The organism is Fictibacillus enclensis (assembly GCF_030123385.1).
GTDB lineage: Bacteria > Bacillota > Bacilli > Bacillales > Fictibacillaceae > Fictibacillus_C > Fictibacillus_C enclensis.
This window is the reverse complement of the sequence record NZ_CP126109.1, coordinates 4,077,778-4,094,720: the sequence shown is the minus strand read 5'-3', so window position 1 is coordinate 4,094,720 and position 16,943 is coordinate 4,077,778. Positions and strand designations below refer to the sequence as shown.

Below are 16,943 nucleotides of genomic sequence, written 5' to 3'. Positions count from 1 at the left end.
AAGCTGCCAGGGTTCTGTTTATTGAAGAGCTTTCTTTAAAATGTCCAAGTTGCCTTTCATTAAGCTGATATAGTCTTTATCTCTGTCTTTTTTAGCTGGCGATTCAAGGTTGTGAAAGGACAGGGCTTCAGCACCGACTTCAGATTTTACTGTATCTGCAACCCGGGGTTTCACGTTGTCCTCGAACAGCACATATTTAATGTTATGTTTTTTAGAGAGCTCGATAATGGACTGCAGCTGTTTTTGCGTCGGTTCGTTGGAAGGAGAAAGACCGGAAATCGGAATTTGCTTTAATCCGTATCTTTTTTCCCAATAGCCGTATGCTGCATGGGAAACAAGTATTTCCTTTTTCGGACTTTTATCAATCGTGGATTTATAATCCTGATCGAGAGCTGTAAGCTTTGTTTTTAACTCTTCATAATTCTTCTCATAATCGTTTTTATGCCCAGGATCTTTTTTTACAAGAGCATCTTTAATATTTTCAGCCATTTTTATCGAATGAACCGGATCAATGAACACATGCGGGTCAATATCGCCATGATTATGTTCATGCTTATGATCTTGGCCTTCCGCATGTTCTTCCTCAAGTGAAATTCCTCTTGTAGCCTTTACGACTGTTGTGTGTGTTTGATCAAGGGTATCAATGGCTTTATCCGCAAAGCCATCCAAACCGGCGCCGTTATAGATGAAAAGGTCGCTATCTGACAGTTCTGACATGGTTTGTACGGTCGGCTCGTAATCGTGTGGTTCTACACCTGCTGGAACCACATTTTTTACATCAACATACTTTCCACCAATTTTACTTGCAAAATCCTTGAGAGGAAAAATAGTGGTTTTTACTGTTAATTTATTAGGATCTCCATTTGAACTTGTTTCCTTTTGGCCAGAACAGGCAGCAAGCAGAAGTGAGAAAATCGATAGTATCGCAATAAGTTTAAGGTATTTCATCATCATCACCCTCTCCGTTAAATCTCTTTTCAAAATATATCGTAATCGTTACGATTTGTAAAGATATTTATTGAAAATGGAAATGGGAAATGGTGGTTGTTCATTCTTAAAGCATGCATCCTAAAAGAGAATGGTTAGAAAACGACTTTAAAATCAACTTCTTTGACAAGGTTGTCCTTCAGGAGTACACTGTAAAGCGTAATTATTACGATTTATAACAAGGAGGATTGACTGAATTGGCAAAAAAATCAATGGTTGAACGAGAATTAAAGCGACAGGCCATCGTTGAGCGATACGCCGAGAAGAGAGCAGAGCTAAAAGCTAATGGAGATTATGAAGGCTTGAGCAAGCTTCCAAGAAATGCGAGTCCCACACGGCTTCATAATCGCTGTAAAGTAACAGGACGGCCAAGAGGCGTACTCCGCAAATTCGAAATGTCCAGAATCGCTTTCAGGGAACTTGCCCATAAAGGCCAAATCCCTGGTGTTAAAAAATCCAGCTGGTAATCCAAAAGCATTCTTTCCGAAGCAGGAAAGAATGCTTTTTTGTCAATTTGCGGACAGACTGTCGACACTGGGATAGACATAAGGTTCTTTTGGTTCTTCGATTTTTTTCAGCTTGCTGATTTGAATGATCAGTACCTTTTGATTTCAAAAACATCACAACAAACAAAAACCGATCAATTCTTTTCGGAAGGTTCCTGTATTTCTGTTTAACTGCATCCTGTTAAACTCCCTGTTTCAATGGATATAGATTTCATGTTTTCCTCCTAAATAAAACGTAATTTTTACGATTTAAATCCTATCATATTCTCTTCGAAAGTAAAGGACAATTAAGATAGGAACCAGATTTATTCTGGTCGGTTGCTCCATTTTCATGTTAAGATAAAACATAATGATTACGATTTATACAAAGGTATTAAGGGAGGAACCAGAAGATGACAACCCATAAAAAAATTCCAACATACATATTAAGCGGCTTTCTTGGTTCAGGTAAAACGACGGTATTGTTGAAAATGCTTGCCGACTTTAAAACCAGAGGCCTTAAACCGGGAATTGTATTGAATGAGCTGGGGCAAGTCAATGTGGAAGGGCATCTGTTCAAAGGTGAAAAAATGCTGGAAATGCTGGACGGCTGCATCTGCTGTACGATTCAGGATGACCTGCGGGAGGAGCTGCAATTCTTTTTGCAGGAAGAAAATCAGGTGGATGTTCTGTTGATCGAGGGAACGGGCGTGGCGAATCCGAAGGAAATTCTGGAGGCTCTTACTGATCCGCGGCTTCATGACGGGTTTAAAACCCAATCGGTCATCAGTCTGGCAGACGCCAGCAAATTTCTTGAATACCAAAGCATTTTCTCCAGTTCGAGAGAGATTCGGGAGATGCTGAATGAACAGATGAGCAGCGCCACGCTCATTCTTTTGAACAAGATGGACCTTATTCAGGAAAAAAATAAAGATAAAATCTATAAAAAATTGAGAAAGCTAGTTAAAGGTGAAGTGGAAATCATTGAGACGGTGTATGGCAACGTCTCTCTTGATGAACTGTTAAAAAAGCGGATGAGCACGGTCTCCGTTACCCTGGGTGAAAGTGAGACAAATACCCACCATCATCATGACCATCACCATCACCACGAGCATCCGTTTAAAGCGGTTAAAATTGAAAATATTCCGGCAGTGGAGCGGATTCGCTTTGAAAAGTGGCTGAAAAAATTACCGGAAAGTGTGCTTCGGGCGAAGGGGATGGTGCAACTGGCTTCTCCAAGTGGACTCTATCAATTTCAATTTGCCTCAAAAGAAGTGGAGATGGAACGGATGGAAGACCAGGAATGCTCTACGTGTCTAATTTTGATTGGCTACAATATGCTGGTTGATGACCTTCAAACATCATTCCAGAAGGAAGTTCTGCAAACGCTGCATGCATAAACAGATTTTAACGGACCAAAGGCGGGAATATGGTAAACTGGCTGTTGAACAGTGAATTGAAGGAGGATACATCGAGTGATACGTTTTGGTGTGATAGGTACAAACTGGATTACAGATGCCTTTTTGAAAGCAGCAGGTGATCTCGAAGAGTTTAAGCTGAATGCAGTTTATTCGCGGACAGAGGAAAAAGGCAGGAAATTTGCAGGGAAACATGGAGTTTCGACAGTTTACACGGATTTTAATGAATTTGCTTCATCCGATTTAATCGACGCGGTTTATGTGGCAAGCCCAAACTCATTTCATGCCTGGCAGGTCATTGAGCTGATGAAACATGGCAAGCATGTGCTTTGCGAAAAACCACTTGCTTCAAATGCCGATGAAATCAAGGAAATGATTGAATCGGCCAAGTCGAACAACGTGGTTATGATGGAAGCAATGAAATCAACATTTCTTCCCGGCTTCAAAGCCGTCAGGGATCACTTGTCCGAGATTGAAACCATCAGAAGGTATGTGGGCAACTACTGTCAGTATTCTTCACGATATGATGCGTACAAGGAAGGAACGATTCTTAATGCGTTCAAACCAGAGTTCTCAAACGGAGCACTCATGGACCTTGGCACATATTGCATCTACCCGCTGGTGGTGCTGTTTGGCCGGCCAAAGTCGGTTAAAGCGAGCGGAATTAAGCTTGAGACCGGGGTGGACGGAGAAGGCAGCATTTTACTGACCTATGACACGATGGAAGCGGTCATTACGTATTCGAAAATTACCGATTCCTCCCTTCCTTCCGAGATTCAAGGGGAGAAGGGAAGCATTGTCATCGACCGGATCCATACACCGGAGAAGGTCGAATTACGGTACAGGGGCGGAGATTCACGGGATATCTCAGTTTCTCTCGAACATGAACCGATGTACTATGAAACGAAAGAATTCATCTCCTTGATTCAGCAGGGAAAACTGGAATCGGATATCAATTCGCACGATAACTCGCTTGCCGTAATGGAAATAATGGACGAGGTTCGCAGCCAGCTGGGCGTTGTTTATCCGAATGACCGTAAATAATAGGAAGATTAAGCTGCTCAAACAGAAAATTTGGGCAGTTTTTTTATTTTCAGGAAAAACTAATACTAAATTAAAGAAATTTTAAAAATGGTCTGGTAGGCTGTTAGGGCAATTTGAATGGAGTGGGGAGTTGAGATTCAATGAAGATACTTGTTGTAGAAGATGATAAGGGAGTACGTCAGGGAATTGAGAACCTTCTTTTGGACGAAAAATATATAGTTGTTTCTGAGGAAAACGGGGAGGATGGACTTTTCTCGGCAGAGGACGGCGAGTACGATGCGTTAATTCTGGATATTATGCTCCCTGGAATGAACGGATTGGAGATTGTCAAAGAATTAAGAAACCAGGGGAACCATGTTCCTATCCTATTATTGACAGCGAGGGATTCTGTAGAGGACAGAGTAAAGGGGCTCGATGCCGGAGCGGACGATTACCTGATTAAGCCGTTTGCCGGGCCGGAATTGCTGGCTCGGCTGAGAGTCCTCTTGAGAGACAGAGGGACAACTCCGGCAGAGGAGCTTTCCTTTGGCAACATTACCTTGAACAAATCAGAATACGATGGTTATGTTGATTCGAAAAAGCTCAGTTTGACCGTTAAAGAATATCAGCTGCTTGAGTATTTCTTAAGGAACCCAAATCAAATTCTTTTAAGGGATCAAATTTTTAACCGGGTTTGGGGGTATAGTTCAGACGTTGGTTTGAATGCGGTTGACGTATATGTGCATCATCTCCGGAAGAAACTTGCTCTTCATGGCTGTGAGCATCTTCTGAAAACCGTCAGAGGCATCGGCTTTATGCTGCAGGAGGAGAAGTAATGTTCAGGAAAACCCGAATACGGCTGGTCGTCATGAACACAGTTGTTCTTGTCCTTGTTCTTTGTGTGTTCAGTTCGGTTATATATGGCTACATGCATTATGTGGTCTATCATAACATTGATGATAAGCTGCATAACATAGCCGGGAAGCTGAAGAAAGAAGGGTATAAGGAAGTTGACAGTGAGCATAAAGAAGAGCGGGAAGAACGGAAGGTCAGCTATCTTTTATGGGACAAGAACGGCGCGTTTGTCAAAAGCTTTCCGGAGCATACCGCTTTCCAAACAGATCTTGCCGGATTTACACCTTCTACGTCTGACCGGCACGTTCTTTGGAACAACGAAAGTAACGAACATACCTATCGGGCTCTCGATATAAACGTAAAGGGTAAATTGCCAAAATCAGTTTCAAGAGCGGACATTGAACATCTCCAGCTGGTGCTGAATATTGATCCGGAAGTTTACATGCTTAAAAATCTTCTTAAGCTGATTGTTGCATGTACGCTCCTGGGTTTGGCCATTTCAATCTTGACCGGGATGTTCCTCGCTGAGAGATCACTTATTCCCATAAGAGCCGCGTGGAATCGTCAAAGCTCGTTTGCAGCTGATGCTTCCCACGAGCTTCGCACTCCGTTATCCGTCATCCAGACCCATTTGGAAAACGTATTTCGGCATCCGCAACATACGGTTGAACAAGAAAGTGTTGCGTTGTATAACAGTTTAAAAGAGGTGAAGAGGACCAATAAATTGGTTGCTGATCTCCTCACTCTCGCACGGACGGATTCAAATGAGGCAATGCTCTTAAAAGAAATTTTTAATCTCACTGAACTGATTACAGATGTGGTTGATCAATTTTCATTTATTGCAGAAACAAGGAATGTCAATTGTTCAAGCACGATAGAAAGTGACATCTACTTTAATGGGGACAAGGAACGCATTCACCAGCTTCTTATTATTCTTTTGGATAATGCCTTAAAGTATAACGAGGAAGACGGGAGCATTTTCCTGATCTGCAGGAAGGAGCATCATGACATCCTTCTGGTGGTTAAAGATACGGGCATAGGCATTCAAAAAGAAGACCTTCCGTTGATTTTTGACCGTTTTTACAGAGGAGATAAAAGCAGATCCCGGGAAGAAGGGGGAACGGGTCTTGGACTTTCCATCGCCAAGTGGATTGTGGAAGAGCATAAAGGAAGCATTAAAGCGGAGAGCCGTCCCGGAAAGGGCACTGAGATTCAGGTACGGCTTCCTGTGGGCATAAATAAAAGTCCCGCCAAAGAATAATGGCGGGACAGGGTTTAAGGAAAATGCTTGCGGCCGGCGGGTCGGGAATAAGAAGTTTGCCTGAGGTTTTGTAAATATGAAGAAAACTCCTTTTTGTTGGCGTTCCATGCTTTCCATACATTGGCCGCCAGTACACCGACCAGAAGAAAGGAAAGGCCGCCAAACAGGACATAATCCGCAAGGCTTATTACGGCTGCAATTCCTCCAAACAACACTTGATCCTTGTATTTGGCAGGTGAGGTTGGCGGATCGGTCACCATGAAGAAAGCCAGGAACAAAACGGATTGGATAAATGGTGGCCGCAATGCATCCGTTACATCTCCTGTACCCATCAAGCTTAAGACAAGCAAAAGGATAAAATAGATGCCCAAAAAGGAAAACACTTGTGGAAACTTGTTCACTTTGCTGGTTATAAGATATCCTTCAATCAGTACAAGGGGGATGAACCAAACGGGAAGAGTGGCCATACCTCCCCACCAGCTTTGGCCGCTATGAAAAAGAATGGCCGCAAACAGCAGGCCGAACGCTGCAGGATTAAAAAGAGGTTTGCGCTTAAATGATAAAAGGTTCTTTGAGACAATGGCTGCTGCAGAAGCAGCGGCTGAAACATAAAGCGGTGAGGCTTCACTCAGAACAAGAGCAATGATTAATCCTGTTATTACTGCACCATCCCAGCTGATGGTTTTTCTTTTTTGCCTAAGCGAAAAAATCATATCCACCGCAACTGCAGCTAATACAGCAGCTGCTATACTGCCAAGTCCCTGAAAAGGATGGGCATGGATGCTTCCTGTAAAGGAAAGAACAAGTAAAAGACATAAAAGGTAGCCTTTTGGCTTTTTAAAGAAGGCTGCAGTTTTTTTTGCAGGGGCAGACTTGGTTTTTACATTAGAAGGAGGGGCCGTTTTTTTTCGGTCCATTCTGCTTTTTCCTTGCTCAGGTAAAGTATTGTAATTCATAACGTTCCTCCATTTGGTTGGTCTTCTCTATGGTCAAGTCATGGTCCACCAGAATACCGCCACAGCCCATCTTTTCCAAAAATGCTTTGCCCTTTGGCTTGCCAAGTATAAAAGCTGCCGTTGAGTATGCGTCTGCAGCCATTGTATAAGGAGCTATGACGGTTGTACTGATGTAATCTGAAACGGATTGTCCATTGACGGGATCTAAAAGATGATGAGCAAAAGGAATCGTTTTGCTCTGCCGTTCATAGCTTCCGGAAGTGCAAACCCCCGAGTCGGTCAATCTCAGCAAACACAGAATATTTTTTTTGTTACCGGGATGCTGGATGCCAACCTCCCACAACTCGTTATTTTCATTTCTTCCGCCAACATATACATCTCCTCCAGCATTAATGGAGAAACCATGCATTCCCTGAAAGTGGCGGATGGCCAGGTCGACAGCAAAACCTTTGGCAACAGCCCCCAGGTCCAGAGACAAAGGCTTCCGCAAAAGAATGGTTTGTGTCTTACGGTTCAGGATCATATCCTTGTAGGTTGAAGAAGTATCGATACGTTCAAATCTGGGCGCCAGCTGGCTGGTCAGATAATGCCGATTGAACCCATGAGCAGCAAGGAGTCTCCCAAGGGTTGGATCAAACGCTCCATTTGTCAGAATGGCCATTTGTTTGGCAAAGCTCAATGCTTCAAACAATACGGCACTTACAGGAACCGCTCCACCACATGTTCTTGTTAAGCGGGATAACTCGCTGTCTGCATCAAAGCGGCTGCAGATTCTTTCTACTTCGTGAAAAACATGTATGGCGCTTTTTATTTTTTCTTTACTATCTTCTTCTGAATGGGAAGAAATGGCCGTAAAATGAACCAGTGTACCCATTATCAGTATGCTTTTTGTGTGTTTGTACAGTTCATTCATGGTTGATGATCCTTTCGTTTGAGCTATATCTTGGCTTGCTGAATACAGTCATCGACAGCCTGCTGAAAATCCTCCGTGCTTAGTGTCGCCCCGCTGACAATGTCGACGTTTGCACTTTGACGAATCAGCACCTGCTGAGGAAGGTCCTGTATATAAGAAGGTGAATAGTGCGTATCGCAATTGGTAATTTCAACATCCGTGATTTTGTCTTTTTTGAAAGTAACGGCTACTTCCACTGACCCGATATGGTTGGTGGCCTGTCCGATAAAGGTTCCGTCTTTGTACACTTTATTGGTAGGCACACTATTTTTTGAAACTTGACGGGGTGGTTTAGCACGGTTTGCCGGTGTGTCAGTTTTTGTATTTGTATGATCAGTGTGAGTATGTGGTTCTGCAGCGCTCTGGGCAGGCTGTGATGACACAAATCCCGCCAAATATACGGCTCCTATGGCAGAAGAGCATAGGGCAATCATTTTATTTCCCATTTTCGCCATTTTATTCCCTCCTGTCCTTGGGATAGAATTAGTGTAAAGCGCAAGTTTTAAAAAACTTTTAAAAGGAAATGAGCAGTAACAGAAATAGTTTCAGTGAGGAGAGAGGATATGACATCGATGAGGGTAAAAAAAGCGATCATTCCGGCAGCAGGATTGGGTACACGATTTTTGCCGGCGACAAAAGCCATGCCGAAAGAAATGCTTCCGATCGTGGATAAACCAACTATTCAATATATCGTGGAAGAGGCAATCAATTCCGGAATCGAGGATATACTGATCGTTACCGGAAAAGGGAAGCGGGCGATTGAGGACCATTTTGATTACTCATTTGATCTGGAGCAGAGTTTATTCTCGACAGGCAAGGTCAAGCTATTGGAAGAGGTACAGCGCTCTTCGGAAATGGCTGATATTCATTATATCCGGCAGAAACAGCCGAAAGGGCTCGGTCATGCGGTTTGGAGTGCGCGGAAGTTTATCGGCGATGAGCCTTTTGCCGTGTTGCTCGGGGATGACATTGTCCAGGCAGAAACTCCCTGTATCCGCCAGATGATAGAGCAATTTGAACGCACGGAGTCCTCCGTGATTGGGGTAAAACCAGTCCCAGACGAAGAGACCAGCCGGTATGGTATTGTGGAAACAAGCTCAAAGTCCGGGCGACTTTACGAGGTAGCGAACTTTGTGGAAAAACCGCCTGAGGGTGAAGCGCCCTCCAATCTTGCCATCATGGGCCGCTATATTCTGACACCTGAAATCTTTTCCTTTCTGGAAAAACAGGAAGCAGGAGCCGGCGGTGAAATTCAACTGACCGATGCCATTCAAAAACTGAATCAAGTTCAGCACGTATATGCCTATGAGTTTGAAGGGAATAGATATGATGTGGGAGATAAACTGGGCTTCATCACCACTTCAGTTGAATTCGCTCTGCAGAATGAAGAGCTTCGCGAACCTCTCCTTCATTATTTAAAAGGAAGAATACTGAAACAGCCTTAAAAAAAGCACCTAAGGATAAAATGTGAGGAGTTGCAAGATGGCTAAGTACTGGTCAGATCTACAGCCTGAAAAAAAACATCTGATACTGGCATGGGCACTTCTTTTAATTTTTATGTCTCCTCCTTTTATTCTTGGTGAGGATGCACACATCAGGGTGCATGATAATATGGACTCGAACATTGCATGGTACAACGTGCTGAAAGAAAGCGGCCAGTTATTCGGCCCGATGGACAGTGTCATTCCCCAGATCATTAATGGCCTTCCGCGCAATGCGTTTGGAACAGAGTTCAGCCTGATTCAATGGTTTCACAATTGGTTTTCATCCATGACAGCCTACGCGCTGAGCCAGGCGGTTACCAGGATTTTTGCTTTTCTTGGCATGTACCTTCTATTGAAAAAACACATCCTGCCAGACAAGAAAGCCTATCCTGTATCGGTTTGGGTATCGGTTGCCTTTGCACTCACTCCGTTCTGGCCATCGGGTATGCTTAGCACCCTTGGCCAGCCTCTTGCCTTATGGGCCTTTTTGACAATCCGGAAGCATGAGGACACATGGAAGGAGTGGCTAACACTTATTCTTCTTCCTTTATACTCCAGTTTTGTTCTTGGATTTTTCTTTTTTCTCAGTGCTTTGGGTGTGTTTTGGCTTTGGGAACTGGTCACAAAAAAGCGGTGGAATTTACGTTTTTTGGGAAGCATTGCATTGATGACAGCCATTTATCTTCTGATTGAATACAGGCTTGTTTATTCACTGATAGTCCCGCAAGCCCCAACCAGCAGGGATGAATTCCAGATTTCGACCCTTGCGTTCTTGCGATCCGTCCAGCTCGTGTTCAAAAACTTTCTTTTGGGACATACCCATGACATGACGGTACATACAGTCGTCATTTTACCTGTGTTGTTTGTAGCGCTGTATAAATCCTGGGGCAGAAAAAAGGATGAAAAGCAAGTAAAGCTCTTTCAGTTTTTATTTTTACTTAATGTTTTCCTGTCCGTTTGGTATGCTTTCTGGTTTTATAAAGGCTGGATTCCCATCAAAGATCACTTTCACTTTCTTACTACGTTTAACTTTGCAAGGTATCATTTCCTTCGCCCGCTTGTCATTTATGTACTCTTTGCATTGGGCATTTGGATGTTATGGGATAAGGAGAAATGGCGGACGTGGATCCGGGCCGGTTTGATGCTTCAGGTTTTTATCCTGTGCTGTTTTAATGAGGAAATTTATTATCGTTTCTGGCAAACCCCTTCGTTTAAACAATTTTATGCGGAGAAGCAATTCCAGCAGATTGAAAGCTATATTGGAGAGCCACAATCCTCCTATCGTGTAGCCAGTTTGGGCATTCATCCTGCGATCGCTCAATATAATGGATTTTATACGCTGGATACGTACAATAATTATTATCCGTTGTCCTATAAACACGAGTTCCGTAAAATCATTCAGAAAGAATTGGAAAAGAGTCCGCGGCTTGCCGCTTATTACGACGATTGGGGAAACCGCTGCTATTTGTTTTCGGCAGAGCTGGGAAAGCGTTATAACTACACGAAAAACTCCAAAAAGAGAATTAAGCATCTGCAGCTTAACACGACTGTTTTTACACGGATGGGTGGAGAATACATTTTATCTGCGGTTCCGATTGTAAATACAAAGGAAAATAATCTGCAATACATAAGGAAATTTACTCAGCGTGACTCGGCATGGACTATCTATCTTTACCGTGCCGTCAAAGAGGATCAATTATGAAAACAGGAACCGGTGGAAAGTGGATGAATCATTCGTTTGTGCGTTTCTTAATGGTAGGTGTGGTCAATACACTTGTCGGTTTAGGATCCATCTATCTTCTGCTGCATGGTACAGGGGCTTCGTATTGGGTGGCTACATTTCTGGGAAATGCCATTGGTGCTTGTGTCAGCTATGTATTAAACCGGGTATTTACATTTAAAAGCCAATCTCCCGTCAGCGGCAGCATTATGCGCTTTATCGCAGTCATCCTGGCTTGCTATGTTATTGCCTATTATGCGGCGATCCGGATGGCTGTTTGGGGCATTCATGCCCTGCTGCCCGAATATGGCCAGGCTGCGGATGATGCAGCGGTATTGATTGGAACAGGGCTTTATACGTTGTTGAATTATGCGGGACAAAGATGGCTGGTGTTTCCCCCAGAAAAAGGGGTCGGAGGCCATCTTTAGCTGCTTGATTTTGAGGGTTTAAAAGAGTATCATTATAAAACTGGGTTTTTTATTATTAAAGGAATGATGGATATGTTGACTTCAAACTTTAAATTGACCGGCCAATCCTGAACCGCAAAGCGGTTCGGGATTTTTTTTTCCTAAGGGAAACATTATTTTAGGAGGGGAACATGGAAATCGTACATGAAAGAGAGAAGATTGGAAAAAGGGTTGCCTGGCTTGCATTGGTCAGCAACTGTATATTAACCATAGGGAAAGTTGCAGTGGGGCTGCTGGCCGGAAGTGAATCTGTGTTTGCGGACGGAATTCACTCGGCTGCGGACATTGTGGCTTCTATAGCTGTTCTCGCTGTGGTCGGCATTTCCAATAAGCCGCCTGATGAGGACCATCCGTTTGGACATGGGAAAGCAGAAGTTCTGAGTGAAGGCTTTGTTGGAATCATTCTATTTCTTGTCAGCATTTATATTGTTGTTGAAGGGATTCTTGGTTTCCTGGGGGAGCCTGAAGCTCCTGAATACATTGCATTGGCGGCGGCTCTGTTTTCCTATGTTGCGAAACATCTTCTGTATCGCAATTCAATGAAACTTGGAGAGAAGTATAACAGTAAAGCCATCATAGCGATCGCCTTTGACCATAAAGCAGATATTGTGGCTTCTCTGGCTGCTTTTTTTGGTGTAATTCTTTCCATTATCGGCGAGAAATATAATATACACTATTTGCTCTATGGCGATGCAGCAGCGAGCTTGATCGTGGCCTTTCTCATACTAAGAATTTCTCTGAAGCTTCTGGGCTCGTCGATCGACATCCTCATGGACAAAAATATTGAGAAGCCGGTTCTTTCTCAATATCGAAAAGTCGTCATGGAGTTTCCCGATATAAAGCGAATCGACCGCATGAGAGCAAGAACACATGGACATTACATTATTTTGGACCTGCGCATATCGGTTAATTTTGATTTGAGCATTAAAGAAGGGCATGATATCGCCAGAAACCTGAGAGATGAACTTCAAACACAGTTTCCGGACATATCAGAAGTCTTTATCCATATCAATCCATACTTTCCCGACAAAGAGTGACTGATGTCACTCTTTGTTTATGCTGAAGAAAAACGGGAATAGGTTTTGCATAAGAAATGAAGGAGGAGATCTCAAATGAAAACGATTAATGTTCAGCTTGAATATACGGCAGAAGCACCTGAAACGTTTGATAAGGACCTTCGTAACAAGTTAAATGATAATCTAAACAGTTTAGGGCTTAAAGTAGTTTCAATTGCAGATTTCGGCTCATCAAATGATAACCTTCCAAGCTCGCAATCCGGAAAAGCAAAATCTGATGCTTCAGGAAATCAGGTCGACATTATCCCTGATGACAATACTTCGGCGGGAGGCCAGTCCACTCCTGATGAACAGCTGCCCGGCCATGAAAATTCCGGAAAATAGATAACAAGACACAAAGCTTCTCATCTTCGGATGGGGCTTTTTTTTTGACTCAAGAAGCAGGAGCAAATGAATAAATCTGCATGCGAAGGAAATAGAAGAAAAATGTCGAAATAAGCAGTTAATCCCGTTAACAGCTGAATATGTAGTAATATATCCTCAAATCAAAACAAATTTGTTGAAATAAAAAGGAATAATACTTAAATTGTTGAAAGGTATGTGGAGTACAGTTTCGTTTTACATTCTGAAGTTTTTACATAATCCCATATCCCGTGCCAGTAGGAAGTAAGCACTACCAATAATCCAGGAATAGAGGTGCTTACCGTGAACTATCACCAGGTTACGGTTGAAATAAAACGTGAATGCGATATCTCCATCGCCCGGCAGGAGGGAAAGGTACTGGCACGGGAGATCGGATTTAATGCAGTTGATCAAGTGAGAATTAAGACAGCAATATCCGAGCTTGCAAGAAATATCTATCTCTACGCAGGGGAAGGAAAAATCATTGTAGAAGCGATCAGGGAAAACCATCGCGCCGGTATCCGTGTTTCGGCAGTCGACCACGGGCCTGGTATTCAAGATATTAATCTGGCACTCCAATCCGGTTACACCAGTTCGGGAGGATTGGGAGCAGGCTTGCCGGGTGTTCAGAAGCTTATGGATATCTTCAACGTTCATACCATGCTGGAAGTAGGAACCGAAGTTACCGCCATCAAGTGGTGTATGCAACGATTAAATTAACAGCCGCCAACTCCTGATGGAAAAAGGAATAGCGGCTTATTTTTATTCTTCTTCCATTTCTATACCGTGTTATGAGATAAAAGAAAAACACCCTCCCTTATGACCGAAGGCGGGTGATGTTTTTTGATTTTATTTTTTTGGAATGAAAAAGGGACCGGTTCATAAAAGATAGTTTCCGGGCATTTCCCTTGTAATGAATAATCTCCAATAGTTGATTCAGTGCTTTTAACTGGTCGGTTTCGTTCATGCGGATGCGCCTCCTTCTTCCTAGACTATATGGAGAAGTGACGGCTGATATGTTTGGGGAACAAAAAAATCAGGTTAAGTATTTCTTGTGGGTGACGGTGTTGAGCAAGATGTATTGTCCTTCTTTTAACACTTCAGCATATAATTTGGCTTCGCTTTCCGAAACGCCAATCATTATGAGTTTTTGCAGAATATTTGGTGGAGCTGGCAGGTTTTTTTGAGGCTCAGAGGGGTTGACGATGATCATGTGTTCTGTTTTCATGCCATCTTTCTTAAGTAACTTTAGTTTATTGAGAACTTTATTTTCTGAAGGATAAATACCAATAACCCTGCGAGTATTCATGGAAAAACCTCCTGTTTAATTGTTAAATCCCAAAATAAAAGGGAATATTCTGTAAATTCCCTTTGTAGGTAACTTCAAAACTCTTTTTTTAAAACTTTTTTTATTTTTATGTTTGAACAAGAATTAATGAGGGTAAAAAGCTTTTGAAGCAACTCACCCCCTTTATTGCCAAAGCCTCTAGGTTTTGGTTTTTTTTTCTGCAAAAATTATATAAGTTGGTGTACCGGGGAAAGCAGAAAGAATAGAGGTAAAAAAGAATGACAGTTATTCTGGCAACGGTATTGCCGATGGTAAAGGGGGGAACAAACCTGGTATCTGCAAGCCATTGCCGCATGCTCCATTGTGATCGGATTTTGGCTGGGGTTGGGCATCCATAAAAAAACAGGCACGTAAAGTGATATATATAAAGGTCTGCCTTTTCAGAGGGCGGGCTTTTTTTGCCTATATGAGCGAATTTCTTTAAAAAAAAGAAAAACAGTAGCATACTATACATTCTTCCATGCGGTATTGATTTCCAATATTTAACGCGCGAATATTTGTTCGTAAAAATTAGAGTTTCACAGGTTTGCTGTGTTATAATCTTATTAGCAAAATTTAGGACGGAGGTTATGAATGTGAGCGAAACATTTGAGCTCGTATCTTCTTATAAACCTCAAGGAGACCAGCCTGAGGCAATACGTCAGCTTGTAAATGGGATTAATGAGAAGAAGGAAAAAATGACGCTTCTTGGGGCTACAGGTACAGGAAAAACCTTTACGGTATCCAATGTCATCAAGGAAGTAAACAAACCGACTCTGGTTATTGCCCACAACAAAACGCTTGCCGGGCAGCTCTACAGCGAATTCAAGGAATTTTTTCCGAATAATGCTGTTGAATACTTTGTAAGTTATTACGATTACTATCAGCCGGAAGCCTATATTCCGCAGTCTGATACATTTATAGAAAAAGATGCAAGCATTAACGATGAAATCGATAAGCTAAGGCACAGTGCCACGTCTTCCTTGTTTGAAAGAAAAGATGTCATTATCGTATCCAGTGTGTCCTGCATCTATGGCCTCGGGTCCCCGGAAGAATACAAGAGCATGGTCATTTCGCTGCGTACCGGAATGGAACGTGACCGCGACCAGCTCTTGAGGGATTTGGTAGACATTCAGTATAACCGCAATGATATTAATTTCACCCGCGGTACTTTTCGCGTGCGCGGCGATGTCGTGGAAATCTTCCCTGCTTCCCGTGATGAACGGTGCCTGCGTGTGGAATTTTTTGGTGATGAGATCGACCGGATTACAGAGGTAGATGCCCTCACAGGTGAAATTGTCGGCGAGCGTAATCATGTGGCCATTTTTCCGGCATCCCACTTTGTCACCCGTGAAGAAAAAATGAAGATGGCCATTCAGAGGATTGAAGCTGAACTCGAAGAGCGGCTGAAGGAATTGAATGATGCCGGCAAGCTGCTTGAAGCCCAGCGATTGGAGCAGCGCACCCGCTATGATATTGAGATGATGAGTGAAATGGGCTTTTGCTCGGGGATTGAAAACTATTCTCTTCATCTGACATTGCGCCCCATCGGATCCACCCCGTACACACTTCTTGATTATTTTCCCGATGATTCCATGATCGTGATCGATGAGTCGCATGTGACACTGCCGCAAATCCGCGGAATGTACAATGGTGACCAGGCACGTAAAAATGTACTCGTTGAACATGGATTCCGCCTGCCTTCAGCGAAAGACAACCGACCGTTGACGTTCGATGAATTTGAAGGAAAAGATAAGTTTCAGCACATTTATGTATCTGCAACACCCGGCCCATATGAAGAGGAGCATGCTCCGGAACCCATCCAGCAGATCATCCGGCCTACCGGATTGCTGGATCCAACCATTGAAGTGCGTAGAAGCAAAGGTCAGATTGACGATCTTCTTGGTGAGATTAACGACCGTGTTGCCAAAAATGAACGCGTGCTCGTGACCACGCTCACCAAAAAAATGTCTGAAGATCTGACTGATTACCTGCAGGAAATGGGTATAAAGGTAAGATACCTCCATTCTGAGATTAAAACGCTGGAGAGGATTGAGATCATCCGGGATTTGAGGCTCGGTGTGTTTGATGTGCTTGTGGGGATTAACCTTCTCAGGGAAGGACTCGACATTCCTGAGGTTTCTCTTGTTACGATACTCGATGCGGATAAGGAAGGATTCCTTCGTTCCGAAAGATCCCTGATTCAGACGATCGGCCGTGCGGCACGTAACAGCAACGGACATGTCATTATGTATGCCGACAAGATCACCAGATCCATGGAGATTGCCATCGGTGAAACACAGCGACGCAGAAACGTACAGATACAGTACAACGAGGAACATGGCATTGTGCCGCAAACGATTAAAAAAGCGGTTCACGATGCCATCCGGGCCACTCAGGCGGCAGAAGATGCTGAAGAGTACACATCCAAGGCACCAAAACAGAAGATGAGCAAAAAAGATCGAGAAGCCTTCATCGGGCGAATGGAAGCTGAAATGAAGGATGCGGCAAGAAATCTGCAGTTTGAACGTGCGGCAGAACTTCGCGATTTGATACTTGAGCTAAAAGCTGAAGGGTAAGGTGATAACAA

Annotated in this window: 18 protein-coding genes; 12 read left to right on the top strand and 6 right to left on the bottom strand. The window is 43.3% G+C overall.

Going from position 1 to position 16,943, the window contains the following annotated elements; all coding sequences use genetic code 11:
* Nucleotides 1-18: 18 nt before the first annotated feature.
* Nucleotides 19-948, bottom strand: coding sequence for a metal ABC transporter substrate-binding protein (locus tag QNH15_RS21410; protein WP_283895699.1), 930 nt, complete (start codon nucleotides 946-948; stop codon nucleotides 19-21).
* A 236-nt stretch (nucleotides 949-1,184) separates the two neighbouring features.
* Between QNH15_RS21410 and rpsN the strand changes: the two genes are divergently transcribed.
* The 5 genes from rpsN to QNH15_RS21385 all read left to right on the top strand — a co-directional run bounded on the left by rpsN (nucleotide 1,185) and on the right by QNH15_RS21385 (nucleotide 6,029).
* The gene (gene rpsN / locus QNH15_RS21405; RefSeq protein WP_283890402.1) at nucleotides 1,185-1,454 is read left to right on the top strand and encodes a 30S ribosomal protein S14; all 270 of its coding nucleotides are present in this window, start codon (nucleotides 1,185-1,187) and stop codon (nucleotides 1,452-1,454) included.
* Nucleotides 1,455-1,885: 431 nt separating this feature from the next.
* Nucleotides 1,886-2,872: a CobW family GTP-binding protein gene (locus QNH15_RS21400; protein ID WP_283890401.1), complete on the top strand. Its 987-nt coding sequence runs from the start codon at nucleotides 1,886-1,888 to the stop codon at nucleotides 2,870-2,872.
* 75 nt (nucleotides 2,873-2,947) lie between these two features.
* Nucleotides 2,948-3,934: a Gfo/Idh/MocA family protein gene (locus QNH15_RS21395; RefSeq protein WP_283890400.1), complete on the top strand. Its 987-nt coding sequence runs from the start codon at nucleotides 2,948-2,950 to the stop codon at nucleotides 3,932-3,934.
* 140 nt (nucleotides 3,935-4,074) lie between these two features.
* Nucleotides 4,075-4,749, top strand: a complete 675-nt coding sequence (locus QNH15_RS21390; RefSeq protein ID WP_283890399.1) for a response regulator transcription factor — start codon at nucleotides 4,075-4,077, stop codon at nucleotides 4,747-4,749.
* A complete protein-coding gene (locus tag QNH15_RS21385) occupies nucleotides 4,749-6,029 on the top strand; it encodes a sensor histidine kinase (RefSeq protein ID WP_283890397.1) in 1,281 nt (426 codons plus the stop codon). Before QNH15_RS21390 ends, QNH15_RS21385 begins: the two co-directional genes overlap by 1 nt.
* A gap of 14 nt (nucleotides 6,030-6,043) precedes the next feature.
* Here QNH15_RS21385 and QNH15_RS21380 read toward each other — a convergent pair whose 3' ends face one another.
* From QNH15_RS21380 to QNH15_RS21370, 3 genes are read right to left on the bottom strand one after another with little or no spacing between them, the layout of a single operon-like run.
* Nucleotides 6,044-6,985 carry an RnfABCDGE type electron transport complex subunit D gene (locus tag QNH15_RS21380; RefSeq protein WP_283890395.1) on the bottom strand — a complete coding sequence of 314 codons (942 nt, stop codon included), beginning with the start codon at nucleotides 6,983-6,985 and terminating at the stop codon, nucleotides 6,044-6,046.
* Nucleotides 6,963-7,898, bottom strand: a complete 936-nt coding sequence (locus QNH15_RS21375; RefSeq protein WP_283890393.1) for an FAD:protein FMN transferase — start codon at nucleotides 7,896-7,898, stop codon at nucleotides 6,963-6,965. The genes QNH15_RS21380 and QNH15_RS21375 overlap by 23 nt, the downstream gene beginning before the upstream one ends.
* Nucleotides 7,899-7,921: 23 nt before the next feature.
* Entirely contained in the window at nucleotides 7,922-8,392 is a 471-nt protein-coding gene (locus QNH15_RS21370) for an FMN-binding protein (RefSeq protein ID WP_283890374.1), read from the bottom strand.
* 117 nt (nucleotides 8,393-8,509) lie between these two features.
* On the opposite strand from QNH15_RS21370, the gene galU reads away from it, so the two are divergent.
* From galU to QNH15_RS21340, 6 genes are all read left to right on the top strand, one after another.
* The gene (galU, locus tag QNH15_RS21365) at nucleotides 8,510-9,382 is read left to right on the top strand and encodes a UTP--glucose-1-phosphate uridylyltransferase GalU (protein ID WP_283895697.1); all 873 of its coding nucleotides are present in this window, start codon (nucleotides 8,510-8,512) and stop codon (nucleotides 9,380-9,382) included.
* 37 nt (nucleotides 9,383-9,419) lie between these two features.
* Entirely contained in the window at nucleotides 9,420-11,123 is a 1,704-nt protein-coding gene (locus QNH15_RS21360; protein ID WP_283890372.1) for a DUF6044 family protein, read from the top strand.
* Complete coding sequence (locus QNH15_RS21355) at nucleotides 11,120-11,569, top strand: GtrA family protein (RefSeq protein WP_283890370.1); 450 nt, start codon at nucleotides 11,120-11,122, stop codon at nucleotides 11,567-11,569. Before QNH15_RS21360 ends, QNH15_RS21355 begins: the two co-directional genes overlap by 4 nt.
* A gap of 176 nt (nucleotides 11,570-11,745) precedes the next feature.
* Entirely contained in the window at nucleotides 11,746-12,645 is a 900-nt protein-coding gene (locus QNH15_RS21350; protein ID WP_283895695.1) for a cation diffusion facilitator family transporter, read from the top strand.
* Between the two features lie 75 nt (nucleotides 12,646-12,720).
* A complete protein-coding gene (locus tag QNH15_RS21345) occupies nucleotides 12,721-13,008 on the top strand; it encodes a hypothetical protein (RefSeq protein ID WP_283890368.1) in 288 nt (95 codons plus the stop codon).
* A 321-nt stretch (nucleotides 13,009-13,329) separates the two neighbouring features.
* Nucleotides 13,330-13,746, top strand: coding sequence for an anti-sigma regulatory factor (locus QNH15_RS21340; protein WP_283890366.1), 417 nt, complete (start codon nucleotides 13,330-13,332; stop codon nucleotides 13,744-13,746).
* Nucleotides 13,747-13,843: 97 nt separating this feature from the next.
* Here the strand turns inward: QNH15_RS21340 and QNH15_RS21335 are convergent, their stop codons facing one another.
* Together QNH15_RS21335 and QNH15_RS21330 are read right to left on the bottom strand one after the other, a co-directional pair.
* Nucleotides 13,844-13,993, bottom strand: coding sequence for a hypothetical protein (locus QNH15_RS21335; protein WP_164988978.1), 150 nt, complete (start codon nucleotides 13,991-13,993; stop codon nucleotides 13,844-13,846).
* 69 nt (nucleotides 13,994-14,062) lie between these two features.
* Entirely contained in the window at nucleotides 14,063-14,335 is a 273-nt protein-coding gene (locus QNH15_RS21330) for a hypothetical protein (RefSeq protein ID WP_061971964.1), read from the bottom strand.
* A gap of 614 nt (nucleotides 14,336-14,949) precedes the next feature.
* Between QNH15_RS21330 and uvrB the strand changes: the two genes are divergently transcribed.
* Nucleotides 14,950-16,932: an excinuclease ABC subunit UvrB gene (gene uvrB, locus QNH15_RS21325; protein WP_283890363.1), complete on the top strand. Its 1,983-nt coding sequence runs from the start codon at nucleotides 14,950-14,952 to the stop codon at nucleotides 16,930-16,932.
* The last annotated feature ends 11 nt before the right edge of the window (nucleotides 16,933-16,943 follow it).

Bases quoted from the DNA above. Each gene is read 5' to 3' on its own strand.
- QNH15_RS21410 (WP_283895699.1), bottom strand. From the start codon at position 948: ATGAAATACCTTAAACTTATTGCGATACTATCGATTTTCTCACTTCTG.
- QNH15_RS21400 (WP_283890401.1), top strand. From the start codon at position 1,886: ATGACAACCCATAAAAAAATTCCAACATACATATTAAGCGGCTTTCTT.
- QNH15_RS21390 (WP_283890399.1), top strand. From the start codon at position 4,075: ATGAAGATACTTGTTGTAGAAGATGATAAGGGAGTACGTCAGGGAATT.
- QNH15_RS21385 (WP_283890397.1), top strand. From the start codon at position 4,749: ATGTTCAGGAAAACCCGAATACGGCTGGTCGTCATGAACACAGTTGTT.
- QNH15_RS21380 (WP_283890395.1), bottom strand. From the start codon at position 6,985: ATGAATTACAATACTTTACCTGAGCAAGGAAAAAGCAGAATGGACCGA.
- QNH15_RS21375 (WP_283890393.1), bottom strand. From the start codon at position 7,898: ATGAATGAACTGTACAAACACACAAAAAGCATACTGATAATGGGTACA.
- QNH15_RS21370 (WP_283890374.1), bottom strand. From the start codon at position 8,392: ATGGCGAAAATGGGAAATAAAATGATTGCCCTATGCTCTTCTGCCATA.
- galU (WP_283895697.1), top strand. From the start codon at position 8,510: ATGAGGGTAAAAAAAGCGATCATTCCGGCAGCAGGATTGGGTACACGA.
- QNH15_RS21360 (WP_283890372.1), top strand. From the start codon at position 9,420: ATGGCTAAGTACTGGTCAGATCTACAGCCTGAAAAAAAACATCTGATA.
- QNH15_RS21355 (WP_283890370.1), top strand. From the start codon at position 11,120: ATGAAAACAGGAACCGGTGGAAAGTGGATGAATCATTCGTTTGTGCGT.
- QNH15_RS21345 (WP_283890368.1), top strand. From the start codon at position 12,721: ATGAAAACGATTAATGTTCAGCTTGAATATACGGCAGAAGCACCTGAA.
- QNH15_RS21335 (WP_164988978.1), bottom strand. From the start codon at position 13,993: ATGAACGAAACCGACCAGTTAAAAGCACTGAATCAACTATTGGAGATT.
- QNH15_RS21330 (WP_061971964.1), bottom strand. From the start codon at position 14,335: ATGAATACTCGCAGGGTTATTGGTATTTATCCTTCAGAAAATAAAGTT.